This is a genomic window from Paraburkholderia sediminicola, from assembly GCF_046026895.1.
Taxonomy (GTDB): Bacteria; Pseudomonadota; Gammaproteobacteria; order Burkholderiales; family Burkholderiaceae; genus Paraburkholderia; species Paraburkholderia sediminicola_C.
The window spans coordinates 30,160-53,952 of record NZ_JAQQEU010000037.1; the positions used below are offsets into that span (position 1 = coordinate 30,160).

19 protein-coding genes are annotated in these 23,793 nt (G+C 62.0%); 6 read left to right on the forward strand and 13 right to left on the reverse strand.

Annotated features, from left to right (window positions below):
• Positions 1 to 81: 81 nt before the first annotated feature.
• The 8 genes from PQR02_RS24065 to PQR02_RS24100 all read right to left on the reverse strand — a co-directional run bounded on the left by PQR02_RS24065 (position 82) and on the right by PQR02_RS24100 (position 10,185).
• Positions 82 to 2,400, reverse strand: a complete 2,319-nt coding sequence (locus PQR02_RS24065; protein ID WP_408236870.1) for an ATP-dependent DNA helicase — start codon at positions 2,398 to 2,400, stop codon at positions 82 to 84.
• Entirely contained in the window at positions 2,397 to 2,834 is a 438-nt protein-coding gene (locus PQR02_RS24070; protein WP_408236873.1) for a VPA1267 family protein, read from the reverse strand. Before PQR02_RS24070 ends, PQR02_RS24065 begins: the two co-directional genes overlap by 4 nt.
• Positions 2,827 to 3,303: a hypothetical protein gene (locus PQR02_RS24075; RefSeq protein ID WP_408236876.1), complete on the reverse strand. Its 477-nt coding sequence runs from the start codon at positions 3,301 to 3,303 to the stop codon at positions 2,827 to 2,829. The genes PQR02_RS24070 and PQR02_RS24075 overlap by 8 nt, the downstream gene beginning before the upstream one ends.
• Positions 3,300 to 5,357 (reverse strand): integrase, encoded by a 2,058-nt coding sequence (locus PQR02_RS24080; protein WP_408236879.1) that lies wholly within the window; start codon positions 5,355 to 5,357, stop codon positions 3,300 to 3,302. Before PQR02_RS24080 ends, PQR02_RS24075 begins: the two co-directional genes overlap by 4 nt.
• Complete coding sequence (locus tag PQR02_RS24085; protein ID WP_408236882.1) at positions 5,350 to 6,906, reverse strand: site-specific integrase; 1,557 nt, start codon at positions 6,904 to 6,906, stop codon at positions 5,350 to 5,352. The genes PQR02_RS24080 and PQR02_RS24085 overlap by 8 nt, the downstream gene beginning before the upstream one ends.
• Complete coding sequence (locus tag PQR02_RS24090; protein WP_408236885.1) at positions 6,890 to 8,191, reverse strand: tyrosine-type recombinase/integrase; 1,302 nt, start codon at positions 8,189 to 8,191, stop codon at positions 6,890 to 6,892. Before PQR02_RS24090 ends, PQR02_RS24085 begins: the two co-directional genes overlap by 17 nt.
• 127 nt (positions 8,192 to 8,318) lie before the next feature.
• Positions 8,319 to 8,852 (reverse strand): single-stranded DNA-binding protein, encoded by a 534-nt coding sequence (locus PQR02_RS24095; RefSeq protein ID WP_408236888.1) that lies wholly within the window; start codon positions 8,850 to 8,852, stop codon positions 8,319 to 8,321.
• A gap of 145 nt (positions 8,853 to 8,997) precedes the next feature.
• Positions 8,998 to 10,185 carry an MFS transporter gene (locus tag PQR02_RS24100; RefSeq protein WP_408236891.1) on the reverse strand — a complete coding sequence of 396 codons (1,188 nt, stop codon included), beginning with the start codon at positions 10,183 to 10,185 and terminating at the stop codon, positions 8,998 to 9,000.
• Between the two features lie 355 nt (positions 10,186 to 10,540).
• Between PQR02_RS24100 and uvrA the strand changes: the two genes are divergently transcribed.
• The 3 genes from uvrA to PQR02_RS24115 all read left to right on the forward strand — a co-directional run bounded on the left by uvrA (position 10,541) and on the right by PQR02_RS24115 (position 15,979).
• Complete coding sequence (gene uvrA / locus PQR02_RS24105; RefSeq protein ID WP_408236894.1) at positions 10,541 to 13,414, forward strand: excinuclease ABC subunit UvrA; 2,874 nt, start codon at positions 10,541 to 10,543, stop codon at positions 13,412 to 13,414.
• Between the two features lie 34 nt (positions 13,415 to 13,448).
• Complete coding sequence (locus PQR02_RS24110; RefSeq protein WP_408236897.1) at positions 13,449 to 14,534, forward strand: AI-2E family transporter; 1,086 nt, start codon at positions 13,449 to 13,451, stop codon at positions 14,532 to 14,534.
• A 218-nt stretch (positions 14,535 to 14,752) separates the two neighbouring features.
• On the forward strand, positions 14,753 to 15,979 hold the full coding sequence (locus PQR02_RS24115) for a PepSY-associated TM helix domain-containing protein (protein WP_408236900.1): 1,227 nt from the start codon (positions 14,753 to 14,755) through the stop codon (positions 15,977 to 15,979).
• Positions 15,980 to 16,187: 208 nt separating this feature from the next.
• Here PQR02_RS24115 and purU read toward each other — a convergent pair whose 3' ends face one another.
• The 5 genes from purU to PQR02_RS24140 all read right to left on the reverse strand — a co-directional run bounded on the left by purU (position 16,188) and on the right by PQR02_RS24140 (position 21,483).
• Positions 16,188 to 17,057, reverse strand: a complete 870-nt coding sequence (gene purU, locus PQR02_RS24120; RefSeq protein WP_408236903.1) for a formyltetrahydrofolate deformylase — start codon at positions 17,055 to 17,057, stop codon at positions 16,188 to 16,190.
• Between the two features lie 104 nt (positions 17,058 to 17,161).
• Positions 17,162 to 18,022: an NUDIX hydrolase gene (locus PQR02_RS24125; RefSeq protein ID WP_408236906.1), complete on the reverse strand. Its 861-nt coding sequence runs from the start codon at positions 18,020 to 18,022 to the stop codon at positions 17,162 to 17,164.
• A gap of 61 nt (positions 18,023 to 18,083) precedes the next feature.
• On the reverse strand, positions 18,084 to 18,698 hold the full coding sequence (locus tag PQR02_RS24130; RefSeq protein ID WP_408236909.1) for a LysE family translocator: 615 nt from the start codon (positions 18,696 to 18,698) through the stop codon (positions 18,084 to 18,086).
• Between the two features lie 86 nt (positions 18,699 to 18,784).
• Positions 18,785 to 19,351 carry an adenine phosphoribosyltransferase gene (locus PQR02_RS24135; RefSeq protein ID WP_408236912.1) on the reverse strand — a complete coding sequence of 189 codons (567 nt, stop codon included), beginning with the start codon at positions 19,349 to 19,351 and terminating at the stop codon, positions 18,785 to 18,787.
• Positions 19,352 to 19,479: 128 nt separating this feature from the next.
• The gene (locus PQR02_RS24140; protein WP_408236976.1) at positions 19,480 to 21,483 is read right to left on the reverse strand and encodes a monovalent cation:proton antiporter family protein; all 2,004 of its coding nucleotides are present in this window, start codon (positions 21,481 to 21,483) and stop codon (positions 19,480 to 19,482) included.
• Between the two features lie 161 nt (positions 21,484 to 21,644).
• Between PQR02_RS24140 and kdsD the strand changes: the two genes are divergently transcribed.
• The 3 genes from kdsD to lptC are packed head-to-tail and all read left to right on the forward strand — an operon-like array spanning position 21,645 to position 23,793.
• Positions 21,645 to 22,628 (forward strand): arabinose 5-phosphate isomerase KdsD, encoded by a 984-nt coding sequence (kdsD, locus tag PQR02_RS24145; RefSeq protein WP_408236915.1) that lies wholly within the window; start codon positions 21,645 to 21,647, stop codon positions 22,626 to 22,628.
• Positions 22,628 to 23,188, forward strand: a complete 561-nt coding sequence (locus tag PQR02_RS24150; RefSeq protein WP_408236918.1) for a KdsC family phosphatase — start codon at positions 22,628 to 22,630, stop codon at positions 23,186 to 23,188. Before kdsD ends, PQR02_RS24150 begins: the two co-directional genes overlap by 1 nt.
• A complete protein-coding gene (gene lptC / locus PQR02_RS24155; protein WP_408236921.1) occupies positions 23,185 to 23,793 on the forward strand; it encodes an LPS export ABC transporter periplasmic protein LptC in 609 nt (202 codons plus the stop codon). The genes PQR02_RS24150 and lptC overlap by 4 nt, the downstream gene beginning before the upstream one ends.

Consider the following 23,793-nt stretch of genomic DNA (forward strand, 5'->3'; position numbering starts at 1 on the left):
CCGCTTCTCTAGAACGGTTATGGTTACCTAAAAATGTAAATAGCGCTGGATGTGAGTGAGTGAAAGGCTTTCAGCGGTCCACTACGTTTGAGCTGTCAATAAAGTAGCATTTTCACCGCCTTTATTGACACTTTCAAGGCTTTGCAGGGGGCTCACGTGAAGGTATGTTAGCAGTTGAGCCGTAAGTCCAACCTGTCGGAAGTGCGCCTTGGGCAGAGCCTCCACGGCTACTCTTGCGGCCTCAGCATCGCCAACCAAGATGACCTGCTGACGCGCGCGCGTGATGGCAGTGTAAAGAAGAGTGCGGTCCAGCAACCGGTTGCCCGTAACGGGCACTATCACCCGGGGCCACTGCGACCCCTGCGCCTTGTGGACGGTAATCGCGTATCCCAGTTCGAGGTCATCGAGCATGTATTCGAAGACCGGTCGGCGCTCTCCGTCGTCCCAAAGAATCCAGCCAATCGCGAGCCCGATATCATTGCCGGCATCGTCGCTGAGCATTCGCGGCGTTTCTTCAATCTGCACGAGCCGACCAAGCGAACCATTCTGCAAACCCATTGACCACAGATTTCGCGTGCAGAGCATCAGGTCACCTACATGGAAGCCGGTGCGAACCGCCGACTCGTGCTCGTCACTCCAAACGACCAGCGGTCGCGAGCTGACAGTCAGGGCGCTCTGACATGTCAGGTTCAAGGTTCGAGTGCCATCGGGACCGCTTCGACGGGCACTGAGAATCTGGGTATTTTCAGGGTCCAACTGATACAACCGCAGAACCATGTCAGCGATGCTGCCCGGCCCATCAGGGCGTTGGTTCGGGCAGGACAACATCGAAATCGGTGCTGTCCGGTCTGCGGGAAGAGATGGCCATATTCCGTTTCGAATCGCCTGCGCCGCCTGGGCGATTGCGTCGCCGTAGCGTTTGACCACTTTCAGTTCCGCTGACGCAATTTGCGGCAGACCGACGAGCGCGTGCAGGACGAGTCCGGGACCCACCGGCATCAATTGCGCCTTATCACCGACCAGAAGCAAGCGGGCATGCGGCGGCAACGAGCTGCACAGCCGATGCATGGTAACGATGTCGACCATGCTGGCTTCGTCGACTACAACGACGAGTGGGCCGTCGAGGGCGTCACGACCCACGTTCTTCAGGAAGCTCGCAATGGTCGACGCTGGGCGCCCCGTCGCCTCCTGCATGCGCTTGGCCGCGCGTCCCGCCAAAGCCATCTGGTAAATGCGAACACCGGCTTTCTCGTAAGCGGTGTACACGGCCTTCAGGACCGTCGTTTTCCCGACACCAGCGCCCCCGGTCACAAGCGCGAAGGCGTTGCCCGCTGCAACGTAGACCGCGTCACGCTGTTCATCGTTCAGGGACAAACCTTCAACCGTTTCGTACCGCTGGATGAGTCGCTCAAGCTCGATGTCGGTCAGCAGGGACTGGACTTCCGGGTCCATGACCCGCTGCGCGATGGCTTGCGCCACAGCAGTCTCCATGACCAACGGACCGGTAGGATGAATCGTGTCGTCGCCACCAATTACATAGCTGCCATTCCAGTGGCCCTGGTCGAGCGCGGCGTCGATTAACGTTCTCCATCGAAACTGCGGCGTCTGCGGGCCGAGCACGCCGACAAGACGGTCCACAAGCATCGCCCGAGTTGCGCATGTATGACCCGAATCAAACAGCCGGTATAACGCTTCCTCGACAGCGCCACGAAGCCTTCGGTGGTCGTCCAATCGTAATCCGAACTTCGACCGGGCAAGGCCGTCGACCGACTTCCAGGAGGCACAGAACGAGATGAGGCGGTACGGGTCTTCTTCTATCTTTGCCGACGCTTCAGCGCCGAAGAATTTAAGGATTTTTCGGCCAATAGATGTTTCAAAGCCGCGCCGCTGGAGCCACTGCAGCGTTCGGGTGTTTCCCTGCAAGGCCCAGGCCGCGACCGCCTGTTGGGCCGTCTCCTCGGTGAGCACAGTTGCCAGCGTTGCGACATCGCCGTCGTCGAGCAAAGAGTACAGCCTGCTGCCGAACCTCTCCCATAGCTTTCGGGCTTTGCCATACCCGATACCCCGAAAGTCGTCGCTTTCGGCCATCATCGTCACAACGTACTCGCCAGAAGGAAGCAGCAGCTCCAGCGCAGTGGACTCAATTTGTCGCTCAGAAACCTCGAAGCCGTTGACGAGGTTCGAGCGCTGTCGGCATGGCCCTTCGACATGCCACCATTGGCCAACCTGCACTCGGTTTTCGCCGAGCAACATTCCCGAAGCACGCACAACGTAGTAGGCGCGGGCGTCGAGCACATTGCCCTGCGGGTCGATGGATGTGCCTGCAAAGATACACCCACCCATGCCGCGAGGATTCTGGCTTCGGATAGACGTGACGCGCAGCATCAACGCGGTATTCACCGGAGGAGTCTCCCGGTTGTCGCGAGGGCTTCGTCCAGCAGCGCATATTTTTCCAGCTGACGCTTCAGTTCACTGTTCTCGGCGCGCAGCGCGGCGTTGTCAAGCTCAAGCCGGCTCAGGCGTTCCGCGTCTATCGAAGCGCGCTGCCTGCCGGTTTCACGCAGTGGCAGCTCGCCCCCTGCGTCGGGCAATTTTTGTGCGCGGGGTGGCAACACGCCTGTATGCCGCAGCTCGTCCTCTTTTGCTTCCAGAGCCTCCTTGATGTCTGGGTTCTGGCTCAACGCGGATTGTCCGAACCCGCACTCCTTCGCAATCTCCCTCCGGGACAACACGCCCCGGTTGACCATCGCACGGAATTCTGGCTCGGTCTTGCTCGCAAGCCATGTCTGGAAGATGGCGAGGTTCTCTCTACCGACCTGTCGCCCGCTAGGCATTTCTTCCTCCTTTGCCGGCGCGAGTCCGTTTGGCCTCTGCCATCGCATTGCTTCGCTCGCGGTCAACTGAAGGTAGAGGTTGGTTCAGATAATCCTCTGTCAGGTTCTTTTTGGAGGCGTTGTGAACCCACCGCACGAACTGTTCAAGGAGCGCCTGATTTTCAGCCTGAAGTCGCTGATTCTCCCCTTCGAGACGGGCTACTTCATCAAGGGCAACCTTCAGTTCCGGCGGTCCGTCAAACGCTGTTGCCTTCTCCGGGGCTGAGGACAACGCGCGTTTTCGCACTTCGAAGGCAAGGCGGATTCGCTCGTGACCATGCAACGCCTGTCGTGTGTAGCGTAGTCTGTAATGCCGCTCAATGGCATCAATGTACAGGTCCCACGTGAGCTTTCCGCTCCAGCCGTCAAGCAGTGACGCGATGTTTCCGACAGTCTCGTCGTCAAGGTTCCTTGTCCTCACACGCTTCATTCCGTCACCTCCTCGCTTTCGGTCGTGGTCTCCGATAGACGAGGTGCCGGGGATTCGGTGAGGGCGGCACGGGCCTCATCGGCGAAGTCCAGCCGCGAAGCCTGTTCCGCACGCACAGGCAGGATGACCGAACCCACCGGGACCGCCGGATTGTCGATGATGGCCAGAAGTGCTTCAATCGTGGCGAGCGTATTGCGGTGTGTCTTGAGCCACTCCTCGGCGCCATAGTCACCGTCCGCCACCGCCTGTTCTGCATCGGACGCCAGTTTGATTGCTTCTGCGTGCGCCTGGCGCAGGCGCTTTTCCTTCTCCGCCTCGCCTTTGACGCAGAACTGCTCATTGCAGTTCAGGCAGTCGCGATGTATCTGGCAGGGCGACATGACATAGTCATGGACGCAATAGCCGTAATCCGTCGTATGCGCGGTCGGAATCTTTAGCCGGCCAAACTCGTCGCGCGGAATCAGAATGCTCTGTGAAGTCGTGGTAACAGGTCCGAACATCCTTGCGTCGTCACCGACGATGCTACGAACCCGCGCCAGAAGCGATTGGGTGGATTCATGGTCGTAGGCCTCGTTCTGGCGAATGTCTTTGCGGCCCGACCACTTCGCAATGTCCAGCTGACTCATGCCCCCCATCTGGGCAAGGGTGTTCAGGTAGTTCCGAAACTGATGCGAATGGACGCGGATGGGACTGCCATCCTCTTCGAAGAGACCGCACTTGTCGAAGATTGACTGAATGCCAGTAGTCGAACGGGCTCCGAGCCGATTGTGTATGTGAGGGTGACCAATTGGCTCTATCACGCAGCGGAACACTGCCTTTTTAGCGTCAAGAGTGTTACGCAACATGACGCAGAGCGCCTCGCTGTACTTCAAACCGGTCGCCTCGTTCACGACAGGGAAACCAGGGGGAAGCATCTTCAGAACGGCTGACTCGAGGTCCGCGAATCGAACGAACAACCGCTTTGGCCCCTGCCGGTGAAGAGGGACGTCATTGGCCTCGCACCATTCGCGAGGCGAGTTCATCGACACCGCATCAGCAAACAGAATATCGGCTACTTCGCGCGTTGTGAGCCACTCCTTGTTGCGCAGCGCCTCGAGTTCCTTGTTGGCAAGATAGATTTTCGATGGATTCGCTTCATACCACTTCGCTACCTGGCGCGCTTCATTGGTCAGTGTCCGAATCCGACCCAACGCTTCCTTGGCTACGTCGACCATCGACGGCACAATCCACTTAATCATGGGCTCGGCGCCTTTGGCCGGGTACCATTCCAGACCGTAACGTTCCTTGTTGTGCTTTTGGTCGAGCTCGGTGCGTTCGCAATTTTCGCGCAACAGTAGCGACTCGTTTATCCGGTCGGGTGCGCAAACCAGAAGCGCGGTCAACGATGTAACGAGCACATCCGCAGGGTCGATTGCGAGCCGAAACGCCTTCGGCAAAGCGTCAAGCGCAGCGGGAGTGGGAAGCTTGCTGAGGCGAATGTCGTCAGCCTCCTTCCCGACCTTTTTCCCACTTTCGGCCGGTCGATTGATGGGGTTTTTCCAGCTGACGAGGGTCGCCGTCAGCCTGTTATCGCGTGAGAAGTCTGCAACCATCTCAATCTGTTGCCCGGCGCGATAAGCAGTGTCAGGGGAATCGAAGCGAGCCTGTGCCATCTGAGCCGCGCGGTTCAGGATGTCGGTATCGATGGCGACCGGATTCACCGTATCGGTTTCGCAGAGGGCGGCTTCAATCAGGCGTAGCGCGGCCACGCGTCCCGATACAGCCTTGGTCGGGCGCATCGCATGCTGATAACGCATATAGGCCTTTGCGAACGAGCGAAACGGCTCACGCATCATTGCTGGTCGGCGCGAATCGCACGTTTCCAGGTTACTGAAGACAAGCCGAAGTTCGCTGTATTTCCCTTTAATCTCTATGTTGGTTTCCCACGTGTCGCTCTCGAAGTCGAGCGTTGCACCGAATATCGTCAGGTGATTCCGGCAAACGTCAATGAAACCATCAAGATTCTGCTGAGCATCCAGGTCGGCGCGCGGAACGAAGGTCACCACCTTATCCATTGGAGGCCTCCCGTGCGGCTTTGGACTCTTCGCACAAAGCCACCACCTCGGCTACAGCGAAGATAGTTCTGTCGTTGATTGAGGCAATGCGCGGGTCTGCATCTTTCATCAACCGGTCACGGTCCGACAGCAGATAGTCGAGGACCATTTCGTGCGGACCGTCGAGCCACGGTTCGAAGCTGCCACACGTGTAACAGGCTATCGGTTTAAGGAAACCGCAAGGGCCGTTCTTGCCGCAACTGGACATGCACTTCAGGGACTTCGTGATTTGGGGCGCACGAATCTCACTCGCCGGGTCGAAGGCTCGTGTCGCTTCAGCAGGGCCAGCAATCAGTTTGCCAGCGAACGCCTGTGCGAGTGGCGCCATATACATAGCCATTGCACGGTCGATACGTTCAACGATTTCTGCCGTCGACTTTACATAGACACCCACGTTTTGCGTATCGGAATGGTCTAGCAGTTCGGCGATAACGAGCTCAGAGTGTCCCTCCTGCGCGGCCCTCGTGCCAACTGTGGTCCTGAATCGTTTGGCCCCGACCTTGATGAAATCTCCCGTCCGCTCGGACACCACATTCAGGCGGCTTAACGCGTCTGCCAGCATGATGCCGATTTCAGCTGACGTCTGGTGATATGCATAGCCATCCGGGGCCTCGCCAATATCGGCGGATGGAAACAACGGTGCGGCATTGGGGTCCTTCAATTTCCCCTCAAACTGTGCTTTCAGCTTCTGCGCATACCGGAAGACGTGCTTCCCTATCTGAGGGGTAAGCGCGCGCACCTTGAACTCTTTTCGAGGCTTACTATCCCGCCGCTTTCCGCGCGGCACGCTGATGTAATACGTTTTGATTCCGTCGTTATCAACTGACTGTGCCACGTCGCTCACTTTGAGGACGGCGTACTGGACCGGCCGTTGCCCGAGCGCCATGAAGAGCCAGCACAACACGTACTCAGCATCGGATACGTCACCATTCCCGTATGCACGATTCAGGTTGTGCTGAAGCGCTTCCAGCTCCAGGTCAGTGAAGGGGCCCTTGGTCGGATGACGCGTTGTCACGTCGACCCCTTTCGGATTTCCCTTCAGTCGAAGCTGCTTGAGCTGATGGGCCGCATCGGCAGTGACTCCTGCATAGCCCATCGCGTGCCATTGCTCGAGGAACCCTGAAACCGCCCCCAACTTGTACTCATGCGCCTCGCCAAGCGAACCTCGAAAGTTAAGAATGTCGACGGCGTTGATTTCGCCTATGACGGTCCGCGTGACGTCGAACTTGGCCTCGAACAAGTTGCTTGCACGCTGAAACATGTTACGAAAGTGCCACAGTGACGCATTTCTCGCGTACCAGATAAGCGTCGCCTGGAACGCAGTGAGAAACGAAATCGACAGGGGCGGCAGCTTGTCGAAATGCAGTCTCACCCTCGCTGCCGCTTCACGAACTTCCCACATTGTTCCGGTCGTGGAGAACACGGCGCCGCCGCGCGTCGTGACAAACTCCGGAACGACACCAAAGTAAGGCTGAACGGCATGGCTGGGATTATCAGTCTTCGTCGACATCGGCGGGCAGCTCCATGTTTTCCTGCATTTGGAGAGACGCCTTGCGAGCCTTGCGCTCGGTGTGACGTCCGTTGTAAATGTCACCTGTCTTCGACGTCGGGTTCCATCCCATCAGCCGAGAACGCATCTTCTTCTCATATTCGGGGCTCTCGCCTTTTTCATCTATCAATACAGAGAAGTTAAAGTTCCAGGTGTGCCGCAGCAAATGAGGGAAGATGGACCCCAGTTCGGGGTGCCGGTCACACAGTTCTTCGAATACCGCGTAGAGCCCGGACTTCGACAGCGGTGCTCCGCCGCTGGCGACAAAGAGAAACGGATGTGTGCGCGCTTTCACATAGGTACGCCGAATCTCCATGATGTAATAGCTGGTCGCTTTGGCCAGCTTCGGGGCCATCACCAGCAAACGGTCATTGGTCTTCGTGTTGGGCTCGTCAACGCGCGGGTCTTCGTCATCGTCTGGCCGCCGCGCGATGAACACCTGGTTTTGCCGCAAATCGACATCGGCAACTCTGGCGCCAAGCAGCTCGCCTCGGCGCAAACCGAGACCGAGAAACCAGCGAATGATAAGTTCGTTGCGGACCTGCATCCGATACGTCTTCCAAGGGTTATCCGGGTTCGGATTTTTCGGAGTTGCGGGTCTGATGACCTCCCACAGCCGCTCCTGCAGCGCTTCCTCAAGCGCCATGCGTTGCTGCGTGCTGTTCCTTCCACTTGTATGGGGCACCCGTGCCCGCAAGGCAGCAACCACCGTGTCTTTCGCTGAAACTAGCGAGGCTCGGGTGGGGGAATTTGTCGAGAGGTTGGGAAGATATCGGTCAGCCTTCCAGCCGAGGAAATTGGCTATGTGGCGTAGCCGTAATGCTGCGGTGTCCCGGTCAACCGCTTTTGCGGACTTCTTTGCTCGAGCCCGCCGCGACTCAAGCGAGTGCACGTTAGTCTTTCTCGATGGTCGAGGCTCTTGCTCTGCTTCGACGATGGCCTCCATATCAGCCAGAGGGCGCCCGCACCATTCGACCAGCGCGTCGAGTTCCCCCATTTCCAAGAAACGGCCTTCTCGCATTCGCGCGTCGAGGTCTAGCGTCTCCTTATCGCAAAACAACGCGAAGACCTTTATTGAGCGGACAACCTGCTCGAGGGTCGCGCTCGCCGCATTGACCTGTCGGAATTCGCTGAGGGTGAACGCAGTGACGTCAAACGAAGGCACGCGCAAAGGACCTTCCCGCAACAACGGGAAGCGCTCACCCGAAGCAAAAACCACACGTTCGATGGTGTACGGAGCAGTCATTATTTACCTTTTAAAAGGTAACGCCTTCGCCGCACAGTACCAGGAGCAAGAAAAACTGTAAATAAGAAAAAAGCCTGTAGCGGATTGGGCTACAGGCCTGTTGTTTACGCACTACAAAAGGTAACCTTCAGAACGGAATATCGTCATCCATTTCATCAAACCCGCCGCCGGCCGGCGCGCTCGGGCGGCTCGCGCCACCACCGCCGCCAGCGCTACCGCCGCGCGAACCGCCACCCGACATCGCGCGACCACCACCACCGCCGCTACGCTCGGACGGCTCACCGCGGCTATAGCCGCCTTCATCGCCGCCGCCCATCGACGAACCGCCGCGACCGCCCAGCATTTGCATCTGCTCGGCGACGATTTCGGTCGAGTAACGATCGGTGCCGTCCTGCGCCTGCCACTTACGGGTGCGGATGCGTCCTTCGAGGTACACCGACGAGCCTTTCTTCAGATATTCCGAAACAATTTCCGCGAGGCGGCCGAAGAACGACACGCGGTGCCACTCGGTGGCTTCCTTCATCTCGCCGGACGCCTTGTCCTTGTACCTATCCGTCGTCGCCAGGCGAATGTTCGCCACTGCGTCGCCGCTCGGAAGATATCGGACTTCCGGATCGGCTCCGAGATTGCCGACGAGAATGACCTTGTTCACGGATGCCATGAGTTTCTCCTGTTGATTCCGTTACGGGCGGCGCGGCAATGCGGTTCGCGTCTCATGGCTCACGGGCCCGAGACCGGAATCACGCCTTTGCCCGCCGCCGGGTGAGTTCTGGGTGAATTCGGGATGTGCCCCCGAGTGCGCTGTATTACGCTTTGCGCGGCGGCTGTTTCATCTTTGCGGCGATTATAAGCCAGCAAAAGACGAGCCCCGAACAGGCGAAGAACACCGCGCTTTGTCCGTCCACTTTCAGCAGCCAGCCGCCGATCATGCCGCCCAGCGCAAGACCGATCGACTGCGTGGTGTTATACACGCCGGCCGCCGCGCCTTTGCGGGTTCCGGGCGCCAGTTTCGACACCAGCGAAGGCTGCGACGCCTCGAGAATATTGAAGCCGAGAAAGTACACGAAGAGGATCGCCGCCACACTGAGAATCGTATGCGGAGCGACGCCCAATAACAACTGTCCGATCAGGATAAGACCGATCGCGGACAGCAGCACGATCTTCATCTTGCCGCGCTTCTCGGCGGCGATGATCGCCGGCACCATCATCACGAAAGACAGGCCCATCACCGGCAAATAGACCTTCCAGTGCGAAGCGACCGGCAAGCCGCCCGCTTCTAAAATGCGCGGCACCACGAGGAACAGCGCGGTCTGCGTCGCGTGCAGCACGAGCACGCCGAAGTTCAGGCGCAGCAATTCGACGTTGTGCAGCACTTCGGCGAACGGCGCGCGCACGTGCACCGGCTTCGGCGCATCGGGCACGACCCACAGCACAAGGCCGATCGCGAGGATCGAGAAGATGCCGACCAGCGTGAACAGCCCGCTCATGCCGAGCCAATGGAACACGATCGGCGCGCCGACGATCGCCACCGCGAACGACACGCCGATGCTGGCGCCGACCATCGCCATCGCCTTGGTGCGGTGCTCTTCGGACGTGAGGTCGGCGATAAACGCGATCACCGCCGACGACACCGCGCCCATCCCCTGGATCACGCGGCCGACGATGATCCACGTCATGTCGTGCGCGCCCGCCGCGACGAAGCTGCCGAGTGCGAAGATCAGCAGGCCGGTCGCGATGACCGGCTTGCGGCCGACCTTGTCGGAGATCCACCCATAGAAGATGTAGAGCATCGACTGCGTGACGCCGTAAGCGCCGAGCGCGATGCCGACCAGCAGCACGTTGTCGCCGCCCGGGATGGTCTTCGCGTAGATCGAGAACACCGGCATGATCATGAACAGACCCAGCATGCGCAGCGCGAAGATGGCGGCAAGCGACACGGTCGCGCGCAGTTCAGGCGCGCTCATGCGTGTGGAAGTGGCGGACGGATTGGACATCGGGAGCGTTGTTTGGATGAGCTGGGCGGCACACTGCGGGCGACTGGCGGCGGTCAACCGGCAACCGGTCCGTTGGGACGCCCGCGAGCCGGCGGCTTGACACGTGATGGGCGCAATGCCCTTGGCACGGCTTTCGAGCCGTCAGCCTCGCAGCACTGCGCTGACGCTTCGCTGTGCCTTGTACTCGCGGAAAACGGCCCCAGTTAAACCCCTTCCCCGCGGCGCTAAACCGCTGCCTTACAGCCTGCCTCGCGCGTTGTTTCCGCTGTCAGGAAGCCGTAACGGCGGCCTTGAAAAGTCGTTATAGTAGCAGGTTTAGCCTCTTCCTCTTTCCGCCAGTTCATGGAATAAATCCGTGGAACAAATCCGTATTCGTGGGGCTCGCACCCACAACCTGAAGAACGTCAATCTGGACCTACCGCGTCACAAGCTCGTCGTCATTACGGGCCTTTCCGGCTCGGGCAAATCGTCGCTGGCGTTCGACACGCTCTATGCGGAAGGACAGCGGCGCTACGTCGAAAGCCTCTCCGCCTACGCGCGCCAGTTCCTGCAGTTGATGGAGAAACCGGACGTCGATCTGATCGAAGGCCTGTCGCCGGCCATCTCGATCGAACAGAAAGCGACCTCGCACAATCCGCGCTCCACGGTCGGCACGGTCACCGAAATTCACGACTATCTGCGCTTGCTGTTCGCGCGGGTCGGCACGCCCTATTGTCCCGATCACGAGATTCCGCTCGAAGCGCAAAGCGTGTCGCAAATGGTCGACGCGGCGCTCGCGTTGCCGGAAGAGACCAGGCTGATGATCCTCGCGCCCGTGGTGGCGAACCGCAAAGGCGAACACGTCGAACTGTTCGAGGAAATGCAGGCGCAGGGCTTCATCCGTTTTCGCGTGCGTTCGGGCGGCGGCACAGCCAATGAAGGCGTCGCGAAGATCTATGAAGTCGACTCGCTGCCGAAGCTGAAAAAGAACGACAAGCACACGATCGACGTCGTCGTCGACCGGCTGAAGGTGCGCCCGGACATGAAGCAGCGCCTCGCTGAATCCTTCGAAACGGCGCTGCGTCTGGCCGACGGCCGCGCCATCGCGCTTGAAATGGACACGGACAAGGAGCATCTGTTCAGCTCGAAGTTCGCCTGCCCGATCTGCTCGTATTCGCTGCAGGAACTGGAGCCGCGGCTCTTCTCGTTCAATAACCCGATGGGCGCGTGCCCGGAATGCGACGGCCTCGGCCAGATCACCTTCTTCGATCCGAAGCGGGTGGTCGCGCATCCGTCGCTGTCGCTCGCGGCGGGCGCGGTGAAGGGCTGGGACCGGCGCAACCAGTTCTACTTCCAGATGCTGCAAAGTCTCGCGGCGTTCTACGAGTTCGACATCGACACGGCCGTCGAAGACCTGCCGGAGAAAGTCCGCAAGATCCTGCTGTTCGGTTCGGGCAAGCAGGAGATTCCGTTCTCGTATATCAACGAACGCGGCCGCACCTCGGTGCGCGAGCATGTGTTCGAAGGGATCATCCCGAATCTGGAGCGGCGCTATCGCGAGACCGACTCGGTCGCGGTGCGCGAAGAACTCGCCAAGTATCAGAACAACCAGCCGTGCCCGGCCTGCGCCGGCACGCGCTTGCGTCGCGAAGCGCGCTTCGTGCGGATCGGCGCGGACGGCGACGCGCGCGGCATCTTCGAAATCAGCGGCTGGCCGTTGCGCGATGCGCTCGGCTATTTCCAGACGCTGCGGCTGGAAGGCTCGAAGCGCGAGATAGCCGACAAGGTCGTGAAGGAAATCGTCGCGCGGCTGATGTTCCTGAATAACGTCGGGCTGGACTACCTGTCGCTCGAACGCAGCGCGGAAACGTTGTCGGGAGGCGAAGCGCAACGGATTCGCCTCGCGTCGCAGATCGGCTCCGGCCTGACCGGCGTGATGTACGTGCTGGACGAGCCGTCGATCGGCCTGCATCAACGCGACAACGACCGGCTCATCGCCACGCTCAAACATCTGCGCGATCTGGGCAACTCGGTGATCGTCGTCGAGCACGACGAAGACATGATCCGCATGGCCGACTACGTGGTCGACATGGGCCCCGGCGCGGGCGAGCACGGCGGCATGGTGATCGCCGAGGGCACGCCCAAACAGGTGCAGGCGAACGCGGCGTCGATGACCGGCCAGTACATGTCCGGCGCGCGCAACATCGAATTCCCCGACGAGCGCAAGGAGCCGGACGAGCGGCGCCTGCGCATCGTCGAGGCGCACGGCAACAATCTGCAACGGGTCTCGCTGGACCTGCCGGTCGGCCTGCTCACCTGCGTGACCGGCGTGTCCGGCTCGGGCAAGTCGACGCTGATCAACGACACGCTCTATCACGCGGTCGCGCATCACCTGTACGGCTCGGCCACCGAGCCGGCACCATATGAGTCGATCGAGGGCCTCGAACATTTCGACAAGGTCATCAACGTCGACCAGTCGCCGATCGGCCGCACGCCGCGCTCGAACCCGGCCACCTACACCGGCCTCTTCACGCCGATCCGCGAGCTGTTCGCGGGCGTGCCCGCAGCCAAGGAACGCGGCTACGACCCGGGCCGCTTCTCGTTCAACGTGAAGGGCGGCCGCTGCGAAGCCTGTCAGGGCGACGGCGTCCTGAAGGTGGAAATGCACTTCCTGCCGGACGTGTACGTGCCTTGCGACGTCTGCCATGGCAAGCGCTACAACCGCGAGACGCTGGACGTTCAGTACAAAGGCAGGAACATCAGCGAAGTGCTCGACATGACGGTGGAAACCGCTTATGAGTTCTTCAAGCCGGTGCCGGTCGTCGCGCGCAAGCTGAAAACCTTGCTGGACGTGGGTCTGGGCTATATCCGGCTGGGCCAGTCGGCTACCACGCTGTCGGGCGGCGAGGCGCAGCGCGTCAAACTATCTTTGGAACTGAGCAAGCGCGACACGGGTCGCACCCTGTACATTCTTGACGAGCCGACCACCGGTTTGCACTTTCACGATATCGCGCTGTTGCTGGAAGTCATCCATCGTTTACGCGACCAGGGTAATACCGTCGTGATCATCGAGCATAATCTCGATGTAATCAAAACCGCCGACTGGGTCATCGACCTCGGTCCTGAAGGCGGCGCGGGCGGCGGGCAGATCATCGCTCAAGGCCCGCCTGAGCAGGTCGCGAAGTCGAAGGCAAGTTTTACCGGCAAGTATCTGGCGCCCCTGCTGAAACGGGCTGCCAGCAAAAAGTAACGCTGCACAACACGGGTTGGAGACGGAATAAGTCATGGCCAAGCGGAATCAGGCGCGCGACGACGGGCAAGTCCAGGACCTACGCCCACGCCCGGTCAGGCTGACTAGCGACATGAGCCTGCCGAAGCTGTCGGCAGTCGAAATCGGCAGTTATGTTGTGATGCTGGTCGGCATGTGGGCGGTCATCGAACTGAAGCTGCTCGGCGCGCTGCTCGCCGGACTGCTGGTGTTCCAGCTCGTGCATACGATCGCGCCGCGCATCGAGCGCCACATGTCGAGCATGCGCGCGCGCTGGCTCGCGGTGGTGATTCTGTCGACGTTGATCGTGGGGGCGCTCACGGGGCTTACGCTCGGCATCATCGAGCATTTCGAGAACGACGTGCCGAGCGTGCAGAATCTGCTCGATCAGGCCATGCAACTGATCCACGAGGCGCGCGGCCGGATTCCGCAATTCGTCGCCAACTCTCTGCCGGTCGACACCGAGCAGATGAAGGCCAAGGCGGAAGAGCTGATGCACACGCACGCCAACATGCTGCAGCAAAGCGGCACGACGGCGGCGCGCGGCTTCACGCACATCCTGATCGGCATGATCATCGGCGCGATCATCGCGGTCGGCGCGCAGAAGCATATGCACCGGCTGCCGCTGTCCACGGCGTTCATCACGCGCGTCACGCGGTTCGCCGACGCGTTTCGCCGCATCGTGTTCGCACAGGTGAAGATTTCCGCGATCAACGCGGTCTTCACCGCCATCTTCCTGCTGGTGATCCTGCCGATCTTTCACGACCGGCTGCCGCTGTCCAAAACGCTGGTGCTGGTGACGTTCATCGTCGGCTTGCTGCCGGTGATCGGCAACCTGATCTCGAACACGATCATCGTCGCGGTGGCGCTGTCGGTGAGCTTTCCGGCGGCGGTCATGTCGCTCGTGTTCCTGATCCTGATTCACAAGCTCGAATACTTCCTGAACGCGCGCATCGTCGGCGGGCAGATCGAGGCGCGCGCGTGGGAACTGCTGATCGCGATGCTCGTGATGGAAGCGGCGTTCGGCATGCCCGGGGTCATCGCGGCGCCGATCTTCTATGCGTATATCAAGCGGGAACTGATCTATCTGCGGCTGGTGTGACCCGCCGCGCGGCAGAGCGTGCAACGGAAGCGGCACTTCGGTGCCGCTTTTTTTTCGCGTTTTGCGTTTGGACCCCGTAACGCATTGATAGGCGCCGTGCTGACGGGAAGCTTGCGGTAGTTCGTAGAAGTCCCTACGATGCGAACAATTCCCATTCGCAAAAAGCCCGACTTCGTGACGCCCCCTCAGCATTTCCGCTCCGCCCTCGCGGCCCGCGCATGAGACGCCAGCTCGTCCGCCTGCATCGCTGGTTCGGCGTCGCCACCGCATTGTTCCTCTTCGTCGCCGGACTGACTGGCGCGATCATCGCGTGGGACCATGAGCTCGACGCGGCGCTGAACCCGTCGTTCTTCAAAGCCCGCACGCACGCGCCGGCGCTGTCCGGGCTGGAGCTGGCGCGGCGCGTGGAAGCCGCCGATCCGCGGCTACAGGTGACTTTTCTGCCGCTCACCGCCGAACCGGGCCATACGCTGCAGATGATGGTGCTGCCGGGCACCAACCCCGCCACGAAGCAGCCCTACCCGCTCGACTTCAACCAGATCGCCGTCGATCCCGCGACCGGCGAAATTCAGGGACGCCGCGAATGGGGCGTCGCGTCGCTCGCGCGGATCCATCTGATTCCGTTCATCTACAAGCTGCACTACACGCTGCAATTGCCGTTTACCGGCAACGTCGATACGGGCACGTGGCTGATGGGCATCGTCGGCACCGTGTGGCTGTTCGACAGCGTCATCGCGCTCGTGCTGTCGTTCCCGAGCTTCAAGGCCTGGCGCAAGTCGTTCGCGTTTCGTCTGAAGCGCGGCGGCTATGCGCTCACCTTCGACCTGCACCGCTCCGGCGGCGTGTGGATCTGGGGCCTGCTGACGATCATCGCGCTGACATCGATATCGATGAATCTGTCCGCGCCGGTGGTCCGGCCCGTCGTATCGCTGTTCTCGAAGCTCACGCCGGACCCGATCAACAACCCGGAGCTTCTGCGCGCGCCGCAACCCGGCGATCAGGTGCTGAGCCGCGAGCGGATCGTGGAACTAGCGGAGCAGGCCGGCAAGGCGATGAACCTTTCCGTGCCGGCGGGCGGCGTCTACTACGCGCAATTCCTGCATGCATACGGTGTGGGCTTTTATGCGCCCGGCAACGATCACGGTGACATCGGCCTCGGCAACCCGTGGATGTATTGGGACGCGGCCACCGGCAAGCCGCTCGGCAAAACGATTCCCGGCAAGGGCACGGCTGGCGACATCTTCATGCAGGTGCAATTCCCGCTGCACTCGGGACGCATCCTCGGACTCGGCGGACGGATTCTGATCAGCGCAATGGGCGTGGCAGTCGCCATGCTGAGCGCAACGGGCTTGTTGATCTGGCTGAAGAAGCTGAATGCGCGCCGCCGCTCGGCGCAAAACGCCGGACTTGCGCGGAGCCCGGGCGGCCCGGCGGCACAATCTTAGGTAAAGGTCGCGCCGGCATCGGTCGGCGCGCTTTTGCGGGGAATAGCAGGTAGTGCCGCGACGACCGCCGGTGGCTATCGCGTGAGGCGTCCGTGCGGTGGTTGCGCAGCGGTTGAGCGGGGCAACCCGCCGCATCGCGAAGACACGGATATAGGCCTAGCCCCCGCCCGCTGCAAGCGTGAGGAGCGCCTAACGCGCCCCCCCGCTCCTACCGAAATACCACCGTCTTACTCCCGTTCAACACCACGCGATGCTCCACGTGCCACTTCACCGCACGCGCGAGCGTCACGCATTCGACGTCACGCCCGATCGCCGTCAACTGCTCCGGCGTCATGCTGTGGTCGACGCGTTCCACTTCCTGCTCGATGATCGGACCTTCGTCGAGATCCGTCGTCACGTAATGCGCGGTTGCGCCGATCAGCTTCACGCCGCGGTCGAACGCCTGGTAATACGGTTTCGCGCCCTTGAAGCTCGGCAGGAACGAGTGGTGAATGTTGATCGCGCGCCCGGCCAGCGCTTCACACAGCTTCGGCGACAGAATCTGCATGTAGCGCGCGAGCACCACCAGATCCGCCTGATGTTCGTCGATCACTTCGAGCACGCGCGCTTCCTGTGCGGCCTTCGCGTCGGGCGTGCCACCCGTCAGCGGGAAGTGATGGAACGGAATGTCGTAGCTGGCGGCGAGCTGATAGAACTCCTTGTGATTCGAGATGATCGCCGGAATCTCGATGGCCAGTTGCCCGGTGCGGTAGCGGAACAGCAGATCGTTCAGGCAATGGCCGATCTTCGACACCATGATGACCACGCGCGGCTTCACCGACGCGTCGTGCAACTCCCAGCGCATGCCGAACTGTGCGGCGAGCGCCGCGAACGACGCGCGCAACGCGTCCAGCCCCGGGTCGCCGCCCACCTGCTGAAAATGCACGCGCATGAAGAACTCGCCGGTGCGGCTGTCGCCGAACTGCGCGGAGTCGAGAATATTGCTGCCACGCTCGAACAGAAAGCCCGACACGGCGTGAACGATGCCGGGCCGGTCGGCGCACGACAGTTTGAGAATAAAGCTGTGATCGGTCGACATGACCTGGGTGACTCCCTTCTTCAATGCGTAGTTTGTTCAGTCCGTACGGCTGGGTTTAGCGTGCTGTTCGTTGCGCGAGTGCCGGGTGCCGTCGATGCACTCACCTAAGCGAGCGCCGGCGGTGCAAACAACGCTTCGATGCCTTCACACGCGTCTTCATCGATCCAACGGCGGCGCAGCAGACAATCCAGCGTGGCAAGACTCGCGTCCACCGTCAGCGCGCCCTCTTCGATCCAGCGCGCCACTTCATCGATGCGCGCGAGCCGGTGCTCGCCCACTTCGCCGTCCTGATTGCGCGGCGCGAAATCGGCCGGCAGCGCGAGGTCGTAGATGAAAATCTGTTCTGCCTGCGTGCCTTCCGGCAATGACTGCAGCACGTGCGCGGTGCGTCCCGCCACGGCGCGCGCGGCGATCTCCTCGGGGATGCCGGCCTCTTCCCAGCACTCCTTGATGATCGTCGCCTCGATGCCGAAGCCCCAACCAATCCCGCCCGCGACGACATTGTCGAGCATGCCGGGGTCGGTCGCCTTGGTGTCGCTGCGGCGCGCGATCCACAGTTGCGGGGCACCATCGACGTATTCTACGACGCCGTTCAGATGCACCGCGTAGGTCATCGTGCCGAAAAAGCGCGACGCCGCGCGTTCGATATACGCGAGCGGCGCTGCATCGAACGCATTGCGGATCGCGTAGGTCTCGTTGCGCCAGCCTGGAATGCGGCCTTCGGCGGCGAGCGCGCCGATCACCGAGCCGAGCGCCGCGCTGCGCAGATCGACGGTATTGAACGCGGCCGAGAGCGTCACGCGGGCGTTGTCGTCACTACCGTCCATGTCGAACACATCGGGCCAGCGTTCGAGCAACGGCACATCGCTCGCGCGGATCCAGCCGACCTGTTCGGCGCCGATCCAGAACGGCCGATGCGCGGCGGGGTCGAACCGGCGCGCGGCGGTGAGGCAAGGCAAGGTCATCTCAAGCTCCAGCTAAACTTTTCACACTGCGCGGCGGACGCCGCGCGCTGCATCAATCACGTCAGTCGCGCAACGCGACACGAATCCCGATCGCGATGAACGTAGCGCCGGCCAGGCGATCGAGCCATAGGCCCACGCGCGGCCGACGCTTGAGCCAGCCGCCGATGATCCCCGCGCACACGCCGAACAGCGAAAACACCACCACCGTCTGCAACATGAACAGCACGCCGAGTTCGAGCATTTGCACCGTGACGCTTTGCGCGCCGTGCGGCTGCACGAACTGCGGCAGGAACACGACGAAGAACAGCGTCACTTTCGGGTTCAGCAGGTTGCCGAGCACGCTCTGGCGAAACACCGTGATGAGCGGCTGCGGCGCGCGCTGATGCGCGGTCGCGAGCCCCTGGCTGCGCAGCGCCTTGATGCCGATCCAGACCAGATACGCCGCGCCGGCCAGCTTGATCGCCTCGAACGCGAATGGCGACGAACGCAGCAACGCGGCGACGCCGAGCGCGGCCAGCGTCGTGTGAAACGTGATGCCGGCCGCGAAGCCGAGCGCGGCGACGAGACCCGCCGCGCGGCCCTGCGAGATGCCGCGCGCGAGCACTTGCAGATTGTCCGGGCCGGGCGCCACGGTGATGGCGATCGACGTAGCGAGAAACAGCAGGAAGTTGGGCATCGTTGTTACCTTCTTCGTGGGCGGCCGAATGCGCGGAGAAACGCGCGGACAAGCGCGCATGGAAAAACGCGCCAATCAGCGCGCGCTCAATGACCGTCGAAGCTCGTCGCCGTGTAGAGCGCGAGGCCGCTGTCGCGCAACAGCTTCGAGCCGCCCAGTTCGGGCAGATCGACAATCGCCGCGCCTTCCACGACGACCGCGCCGAGCCGTTCGAGCAGAATCTTGCCGGCCATCATCGTGCCGCCGGTGGCGATCAGATCGTCGATGATGACAATCCGGTCGCCGGGCTCGCACGCGTCTTCGTGAATCTCGACGGTCGCCGTGCCGTATTCGAGCTCATACGATTGCGCGAGCCGCTTATAAGGCAGCTTGCCCGACTTGCGGATCGGGATGAAGCCGAGGTTCAACTCGTACGCGAGGATTGGCCCGATGATGAAACCGCGCGCATCCAGCCCGGCGATGTAGTCGAGCTTCGCGTCGATATAACGCTGCACGAACAGGTCGATCAGCACGCGCAGCGATCTGGGCTCCTGCAGCAGCGGCGTGATGTCGCGGAACTGCACGCCAGGCTGCGGCCAGTCGGGCACCGTGCGGATATGGCTTTTGATGTAGTTGGCCGCATCGAGCGGCGCGCTCACGAGCGCGTTGGACATGATGTCTCCGGGTGGACCTCGACAGGTCCGACGAAAAGCGAATCAGGGTGGCTCGCGCCGCGCGGCCTGCAAGCGCGGCGCAACAACAGCAGCAGCGGCGACGGGCCAGCCGCCTCAGCGACCATCGCCTAGGCCGCGGCGGCGCCCGCGCGGCGATGCTTCGAAAGCAGTTCCTCGGCCTGCGTCAGTTGTTCAGGCAGACCGCGCAGCACCACGATGTCGCTCGCGCGCAGCTTGGTGGACGGGTCCGGCTCGACGCCGCGAATGCCGTGCCGGCGAATCGCCGTCACTTCCACCCCCAGCTCGAACAAGCCCAACTCCGCCAGCGTGCGGCCCACCGCGTCCGCGTTGGCGTCGACCGGCACCGATTGTAGCCGCACCTGTTCGTGGCCGTCGTCGTCTTCCATGTCGTCGGCGCCGTGGAAATAGCCGCGCAACAGCGCATAGCGCTCGTCGCGCATCTCCTCGACGCGCCGCACCACGCGCCGCATCGGCACGCCCATCACCACCAGCGTATGCGAGGCCAGCATCAGACTGCCTTCGACGATTTCCGGAATCACCTCGGTCGCGCCAGCGGCCAGCAGCTTTTCCAGATCGGCGTCGTCGACGGTGCGCACGATCACCGGCAGCGTCGGCTCCAGTTCGTGAATGTTGTGCAGCACGCGCAATGCCGATGGCGTGTTCGCGTAAGTGATCGCGATCGTCGCCGCGCGATGGATACCGGCGGCGAGCAGCGACTCGCGCCGCCCGGCATCGCCGAACACGACCGATTCGCCCGCCGCGGCCGCCGCCGAGACGCGATCAGGGTCGAGATCCAGCGCGACATACGACAAGCCTTCATGCTCCAGCATGCGCGCCAGATTCTGGCCGGAGCGGCCGTAGCCGCAAATGATCACGTGGCCGCTTTGCTTCAGGCTTTGCGTGGCGATGCGCGTCATCTGCAACGACTGCATCATCCATTCGGTCGACGACAGCCGCAGCACGATGCGGTCCGCGTTTTGAATCAGGAACGGCGCGGCCAGCATCGACAGCAGCATCGCCGCGAGAATCGCCTGCAGCAGCGTGGCGTCGACCAGATGCCGGTCGAGAATCAGATTCAGCAGCACGAAGCCGAACTCGCCGGCTTGCGCGAGGCCGATACCGGTGCGCATCGCGACACCCGGCGACGCGCCGAACAGCCGCGACAAGCCGGTGATCATCACCGCCTTCAGCAGCAGCGGACCGACCAGGAAGGCGAGCACGACGAGCGGATGCTCCCAGATGACGACCGGATTCAGCAGCATGCCGGTGGTCACGAAGAACAGACCGAGCAGCACGTCGCGAAACGGCTTGATGTCCTCTTCCACCTGATGCCGGTACGGCGTCTCGGCAATCAGCATGCCGGCGATGAACGCGCCGAGCGCGAGCGAGAGTCCCAACTTGTCCGTGATGAACGCCGCGCCGAGCGTCACCAGCAACAGATTGAGAATGAACAGTTCCTGCGACCGGCGCCGCGCGACCACGTTGAACCAGCGTGTCATGAAGCGCTGCCCGACGATCAACAGCAGCGCCAGTGCCACCACGATCTTGATTGCCGCGACCCCGAGCGCGCTGACGAGATCTTCCGACTTGCCGCCGAGCGCCGCGATGATAATCAGCAGCGGCACCACCGCCAGATCCTGGAACAGCAGGACCCCGAAGATATTGCGGCCATGCTCCGTTTCGATCTCGAGCCGCTCCGCCAGCATCTTGCTGACGATCGCCGTGGACGACATGGCGAGCGCGCCGCCCAGCGCCACGCTCGCCTGCCACGTGATATGCACCCAGCGCTCCAGCACGAAGCCGAGCGTCACCGCCACGGCGATCGTGCCGATCACCTGCAACAGGCCGAGGCCGAACACCAGCCGGCGCATCGAGCGCAGCTTGGAGAGCGAGAACTCGAGCCCGATCGAAAACATCAGGAACACCACGCCGAATTCGGCGAGGTTTTGCGCACCGGCCGAATCCGGAATCAAACCGAACGCGTGCGGCCCGACGACGATGCCGACCGTCAGATAACCAAGCATCGGCGGAAGATTCAGAAAGCGAAAGATCACCACGCCCGCCACCGATGCCAGCAACAGGAACAGCGTCATCTCGAGCGGGGAAATCATCGGCAAACACGCATCGGTAAAGCGTCCTCGTTCGTCAGCGGAACCGCGCACGAGAAACGCCGTGCGACAAGGTTGAGGGGCCGGTAAAAGGGCTAATCAAGGCAGCGGCTTGGCACAGCAGGCCCGGCGCGGCGAACAGGCGCCTTTGCTATACTCCGCGCATGATAGCGAAAATCAATGGCGACCGGGCACTCATGCTCGCTCGCGACGTGCTCGACATCGAAGCGGACGCCGTGCGCGCCCTTCGTGACCAACTCGACGACGGCTTTGTAGGGGCGGTCGATTTCATCTTGGGCTGCCGTGGGCGGGTGGTCGTCTCAGGCATCGGCAAATCCGGCCATGTGGCGCGCAAGCTCGCGGCCACGCTGGCCAGCACCGGTACACCCGCGTTCTTCGTGCATCCTGCGGAAGCCAGCCATGGCGACCTCGGCATGGTCACTTCTGACGACGTGTTCCTCGCGTTGTCCAATTCCGGCGAAACCGAAGAACTCGTGGCGATCCTGCCGCTGATCAAGCGGCTCGGCGCGAAGCTGATCGCGATGACCGGACGCCCGTCGTCGAGTCTCGCACAACTGGCCGACGTGCACCTGAATTCCGCGGTGGCGAAAGAAGCCTGCCCGATGAATCTCGCGCCGACCGCAAGCACCACCGCCGCGCTCGCGCTCGGCGACGCGCTCGCGGTAGCGGTGCTCGACGCGCGCGGCTTCGGGCGCGACGATTTCGCACGCTCGCATCCGGGCGGCGCGCTCGGCCGCCGTCTGCTCACCTATGTACGCGACGTGATGCGCACCGGCGAGCAGGTGCCGAAGGTCACGCCCGAGGCCACCGTGCGCGACGCGCTGTTCCAGTTGACCGCCAAGCGCATGGGCATGACCGCGATCGTCGACCACGACGGCCGCGTCACCGGCATCTTCACCGACGGCGACTTGCGCCGCGTGCTCGAACGCGACGGCGATTTCCGTCAGCTGTCGATCGCCTCCGTGATGACCGCCGGCCCGCGCACCATCGGCCCGGACCACCTCGCGGTGGAAGCCGTGGAACTGATGGAGCGCTTCCGCATCAATCAGATGCTGGTCGTCGACGAAGCAGGCAAGCTGATCGGCGCACTCAACATGCACGACCTGTTCTCGAAGAAGGTGATCTGATGGCCATTGCCCCTCCTACCGCCACCGAACGCGCAAGCCGCGTGAAACTGATGATTTTCGACGTCGACGGCGTACTGACCGACGGCGGTCTGCTGTTCACGGCGGAAGGCGACACGATGAAGGGCTTCAACTCGATGGACGGCCACGGCATGAAGCTGCTGCGCCAGGCCGGCATCGAAACGGCGATCATCACCGGGCGCAAGTCGGGCATCGTCGCGGCACGCGCGAAGGAAATGAACATCACGCACGTGTATCAGGGGGTGCAGGACAAACCCCAGGCGTTTGCGGACCTTTTGCAGCAAACCGGCATGAGCGCGGAAGAATGCGGCTACATGGGCGACGACTGGGTCGACCTCGCCGTGATGCTGAAGGTCGGCTTCGCCGCAGCGCCGGCCAATTCGCATCCGGAAGTGATCGCGCGGGCTCATTGGGTCAGCGAAGCCCGCGGTGGCTACGGCGCCGCGCGTGAAGTCTGCGATACGCTGCTGCGCGCCCAGCACAAGTATGAAGCGTTGCTCGCGGCCGCCTGCAGCGGCGAACAGCGGGGCCTCGTCGGATGAGCCAGTTCCGGCTGACTTCACTGATTCCGCTGGTCGCGATGGCCTTTCTCGCCGGTATCACGTGGTGGCTCCTGCAAGCCACACTGCCGCGGCAGAACGAAGGCGCGCCGCACCCGAAGGAACACACGCCCGACTACTTCGCCGACAACTTCTCGGTTTCCGAACTCGATCAATCGGGCGCGACGCAATACCGGCTGACCGCCCAATCGCTGATTCACTATGAAGACGACGAGCTGAGCGATCTGGTCAAACCCGCCATGCGCGCGTTCCAGCCCGGCAAGCCGATCGTCACCGCGACCGGCGACACCGGCAAGGTGAACGCCGACGCGTCGATCGTCGACCTCTACGGCAATGCACGCATTCTGCGGGCTCCCGGCTACGGAGATCCGCAGATGCAGGCAGATTCGGAGCATTTTAGGGTGCTGGTCAACGACGATGTGATCGAGACCGAAAAGCCGGTTAAACTTCAGCGCGGCATGTCGGTGATGACTGCCAGCGGCATGAACTACAACAACGTCACCCGGGTGATGCAGCTGTTCGGCAACGTGAGAGGCGCCATCGCGCCGTCCGAAGCAGGCGGCCGCTCGTCCAAGCAACCCGGGTAA

Excerpts from the sequence above, each read along its gene's own strand:
- purU (WP_408236903.1), bottom strand. The coding sequence starts at position 17,057 with ATGTCGACCGATCACAGCTTTATTCTCAAACTGTCGTGCGCCGACCGG.
- PQR02_RS24080 (WP_408236879.1), bottom strand. The coding sequence starts at position 5,357 with ATGGATAAGGTGGTGACCTTCGTTCCGCGCGCCGACCTGGATGCTCAG.
- PQR02_RS24140 (WP_408236976.1), bottom strand. The coding sequence starts at position 21,483 with ATGATTTCCCCGCTCGAGATGACGCTGTTCCTGTTGCTGGCATCGGTG.
- PQR02_RS24130 (WP_408236909.1), bottom strand. The coding sequence starts at position 18,698 with ATGCCCAACTTCCTGCTGTTTCTCGCTACGTCGATCGCCATCACCGTG.
- PQR02_RS24085 (WP_408236882.1), bottom strand. The coding sequence starts at position 6,906 with ATGTCGACGAAGACTGATAATCCCAGCCATGCCGTTCAGCCTTACTTT.
- PQR02_RS24115 (WP_408236900.1), top strand. The coding sequence starts at position 14,753 with ATGAGACGCCAGCTCGTCCGCCTGCATCGCTGGTTCGGCGTCGCCACC.
- PQR02_RS24100 (WP_408236891.1), bottom strand. The coding sequence starts at position 10,185 with ATGTCCAATCCGTCCGCCACTTCCACACGCATGAGCGCGCCTGAACTG.
- PQR02_RS24135 (WP_408236912.1), bottom strand. The coding sequence starts at position 19,351 with ATGTCCAACGCGCTCGTGAGCGCGCCGCTCGATGCGGCCAACTACATC.
- PQR02_RS24075 (WP_408236876.1), bottom strand. The coding sequence starts at position 3,303 with ATGAAGCGTGTGAGGACAAGGAACCTTGACGACGAGACTGTCGGAAAC.
- PQR02_RS24095 (WP_408236888.1), bottom strand. The coding sequence starts at position 8,852 with ATGGCATCCGTGAACAAGGTCATTCTCGTCGGCAATCTCGGAGCCGAT.
- kdsD (WP_408236915.1), top strand. The coding sequence starts at position 21,645 with ATGATAGCGAAAATCAATGGCGACCGGGCACTCATGCTCGCTCGCGAC.
- PQR02_RS24125 (WP_408236906.1), bottom strand. The coding sequence starts at position 18,022 with ATGACCTTGCCTTGCCTCACCGCCGCGCGCCGGTTCGACCCCGCCGCG.
- lptC (WP_408236921.1), top strand. The coding sequence starts at position 23,185 with ATGAGCCAGTTCCGGCTGACTTCACTGATTCCGCTGGTCGCGATGGCC.
- PQR02_RS24110 (WP_408236897.1), top strand. The coding sequence starts at position 13,449 with ATGGCCAAGCGGAATCAGGCGCGCGACGACGGGCAAGTCCAGGACCTA.
- PQR02_RS24090 (WP_408236885.1), bottom strand. The coding sequence starts at position 8,191 with ATGACTGCTCCGTACACCATCGAACGTGTGGTTTTTGCTTCGGGTGAG.
- PQR02_RS24070 (WP_408236873.1), bottom strand. The coding sequence starts at position 2,834 with ATGCCTAGCGGGCGACAGGTCGGTAGAGAGAACCTCGCCATCTTCCAG.
- PQR02_RS24150 (WP_408236918.1), top strand. The coding sequence starts at position 22,628 with ATGGCCATTGCCCCTCCTACCGCCACCGAACGCGCAAGCCGCGTGAAA.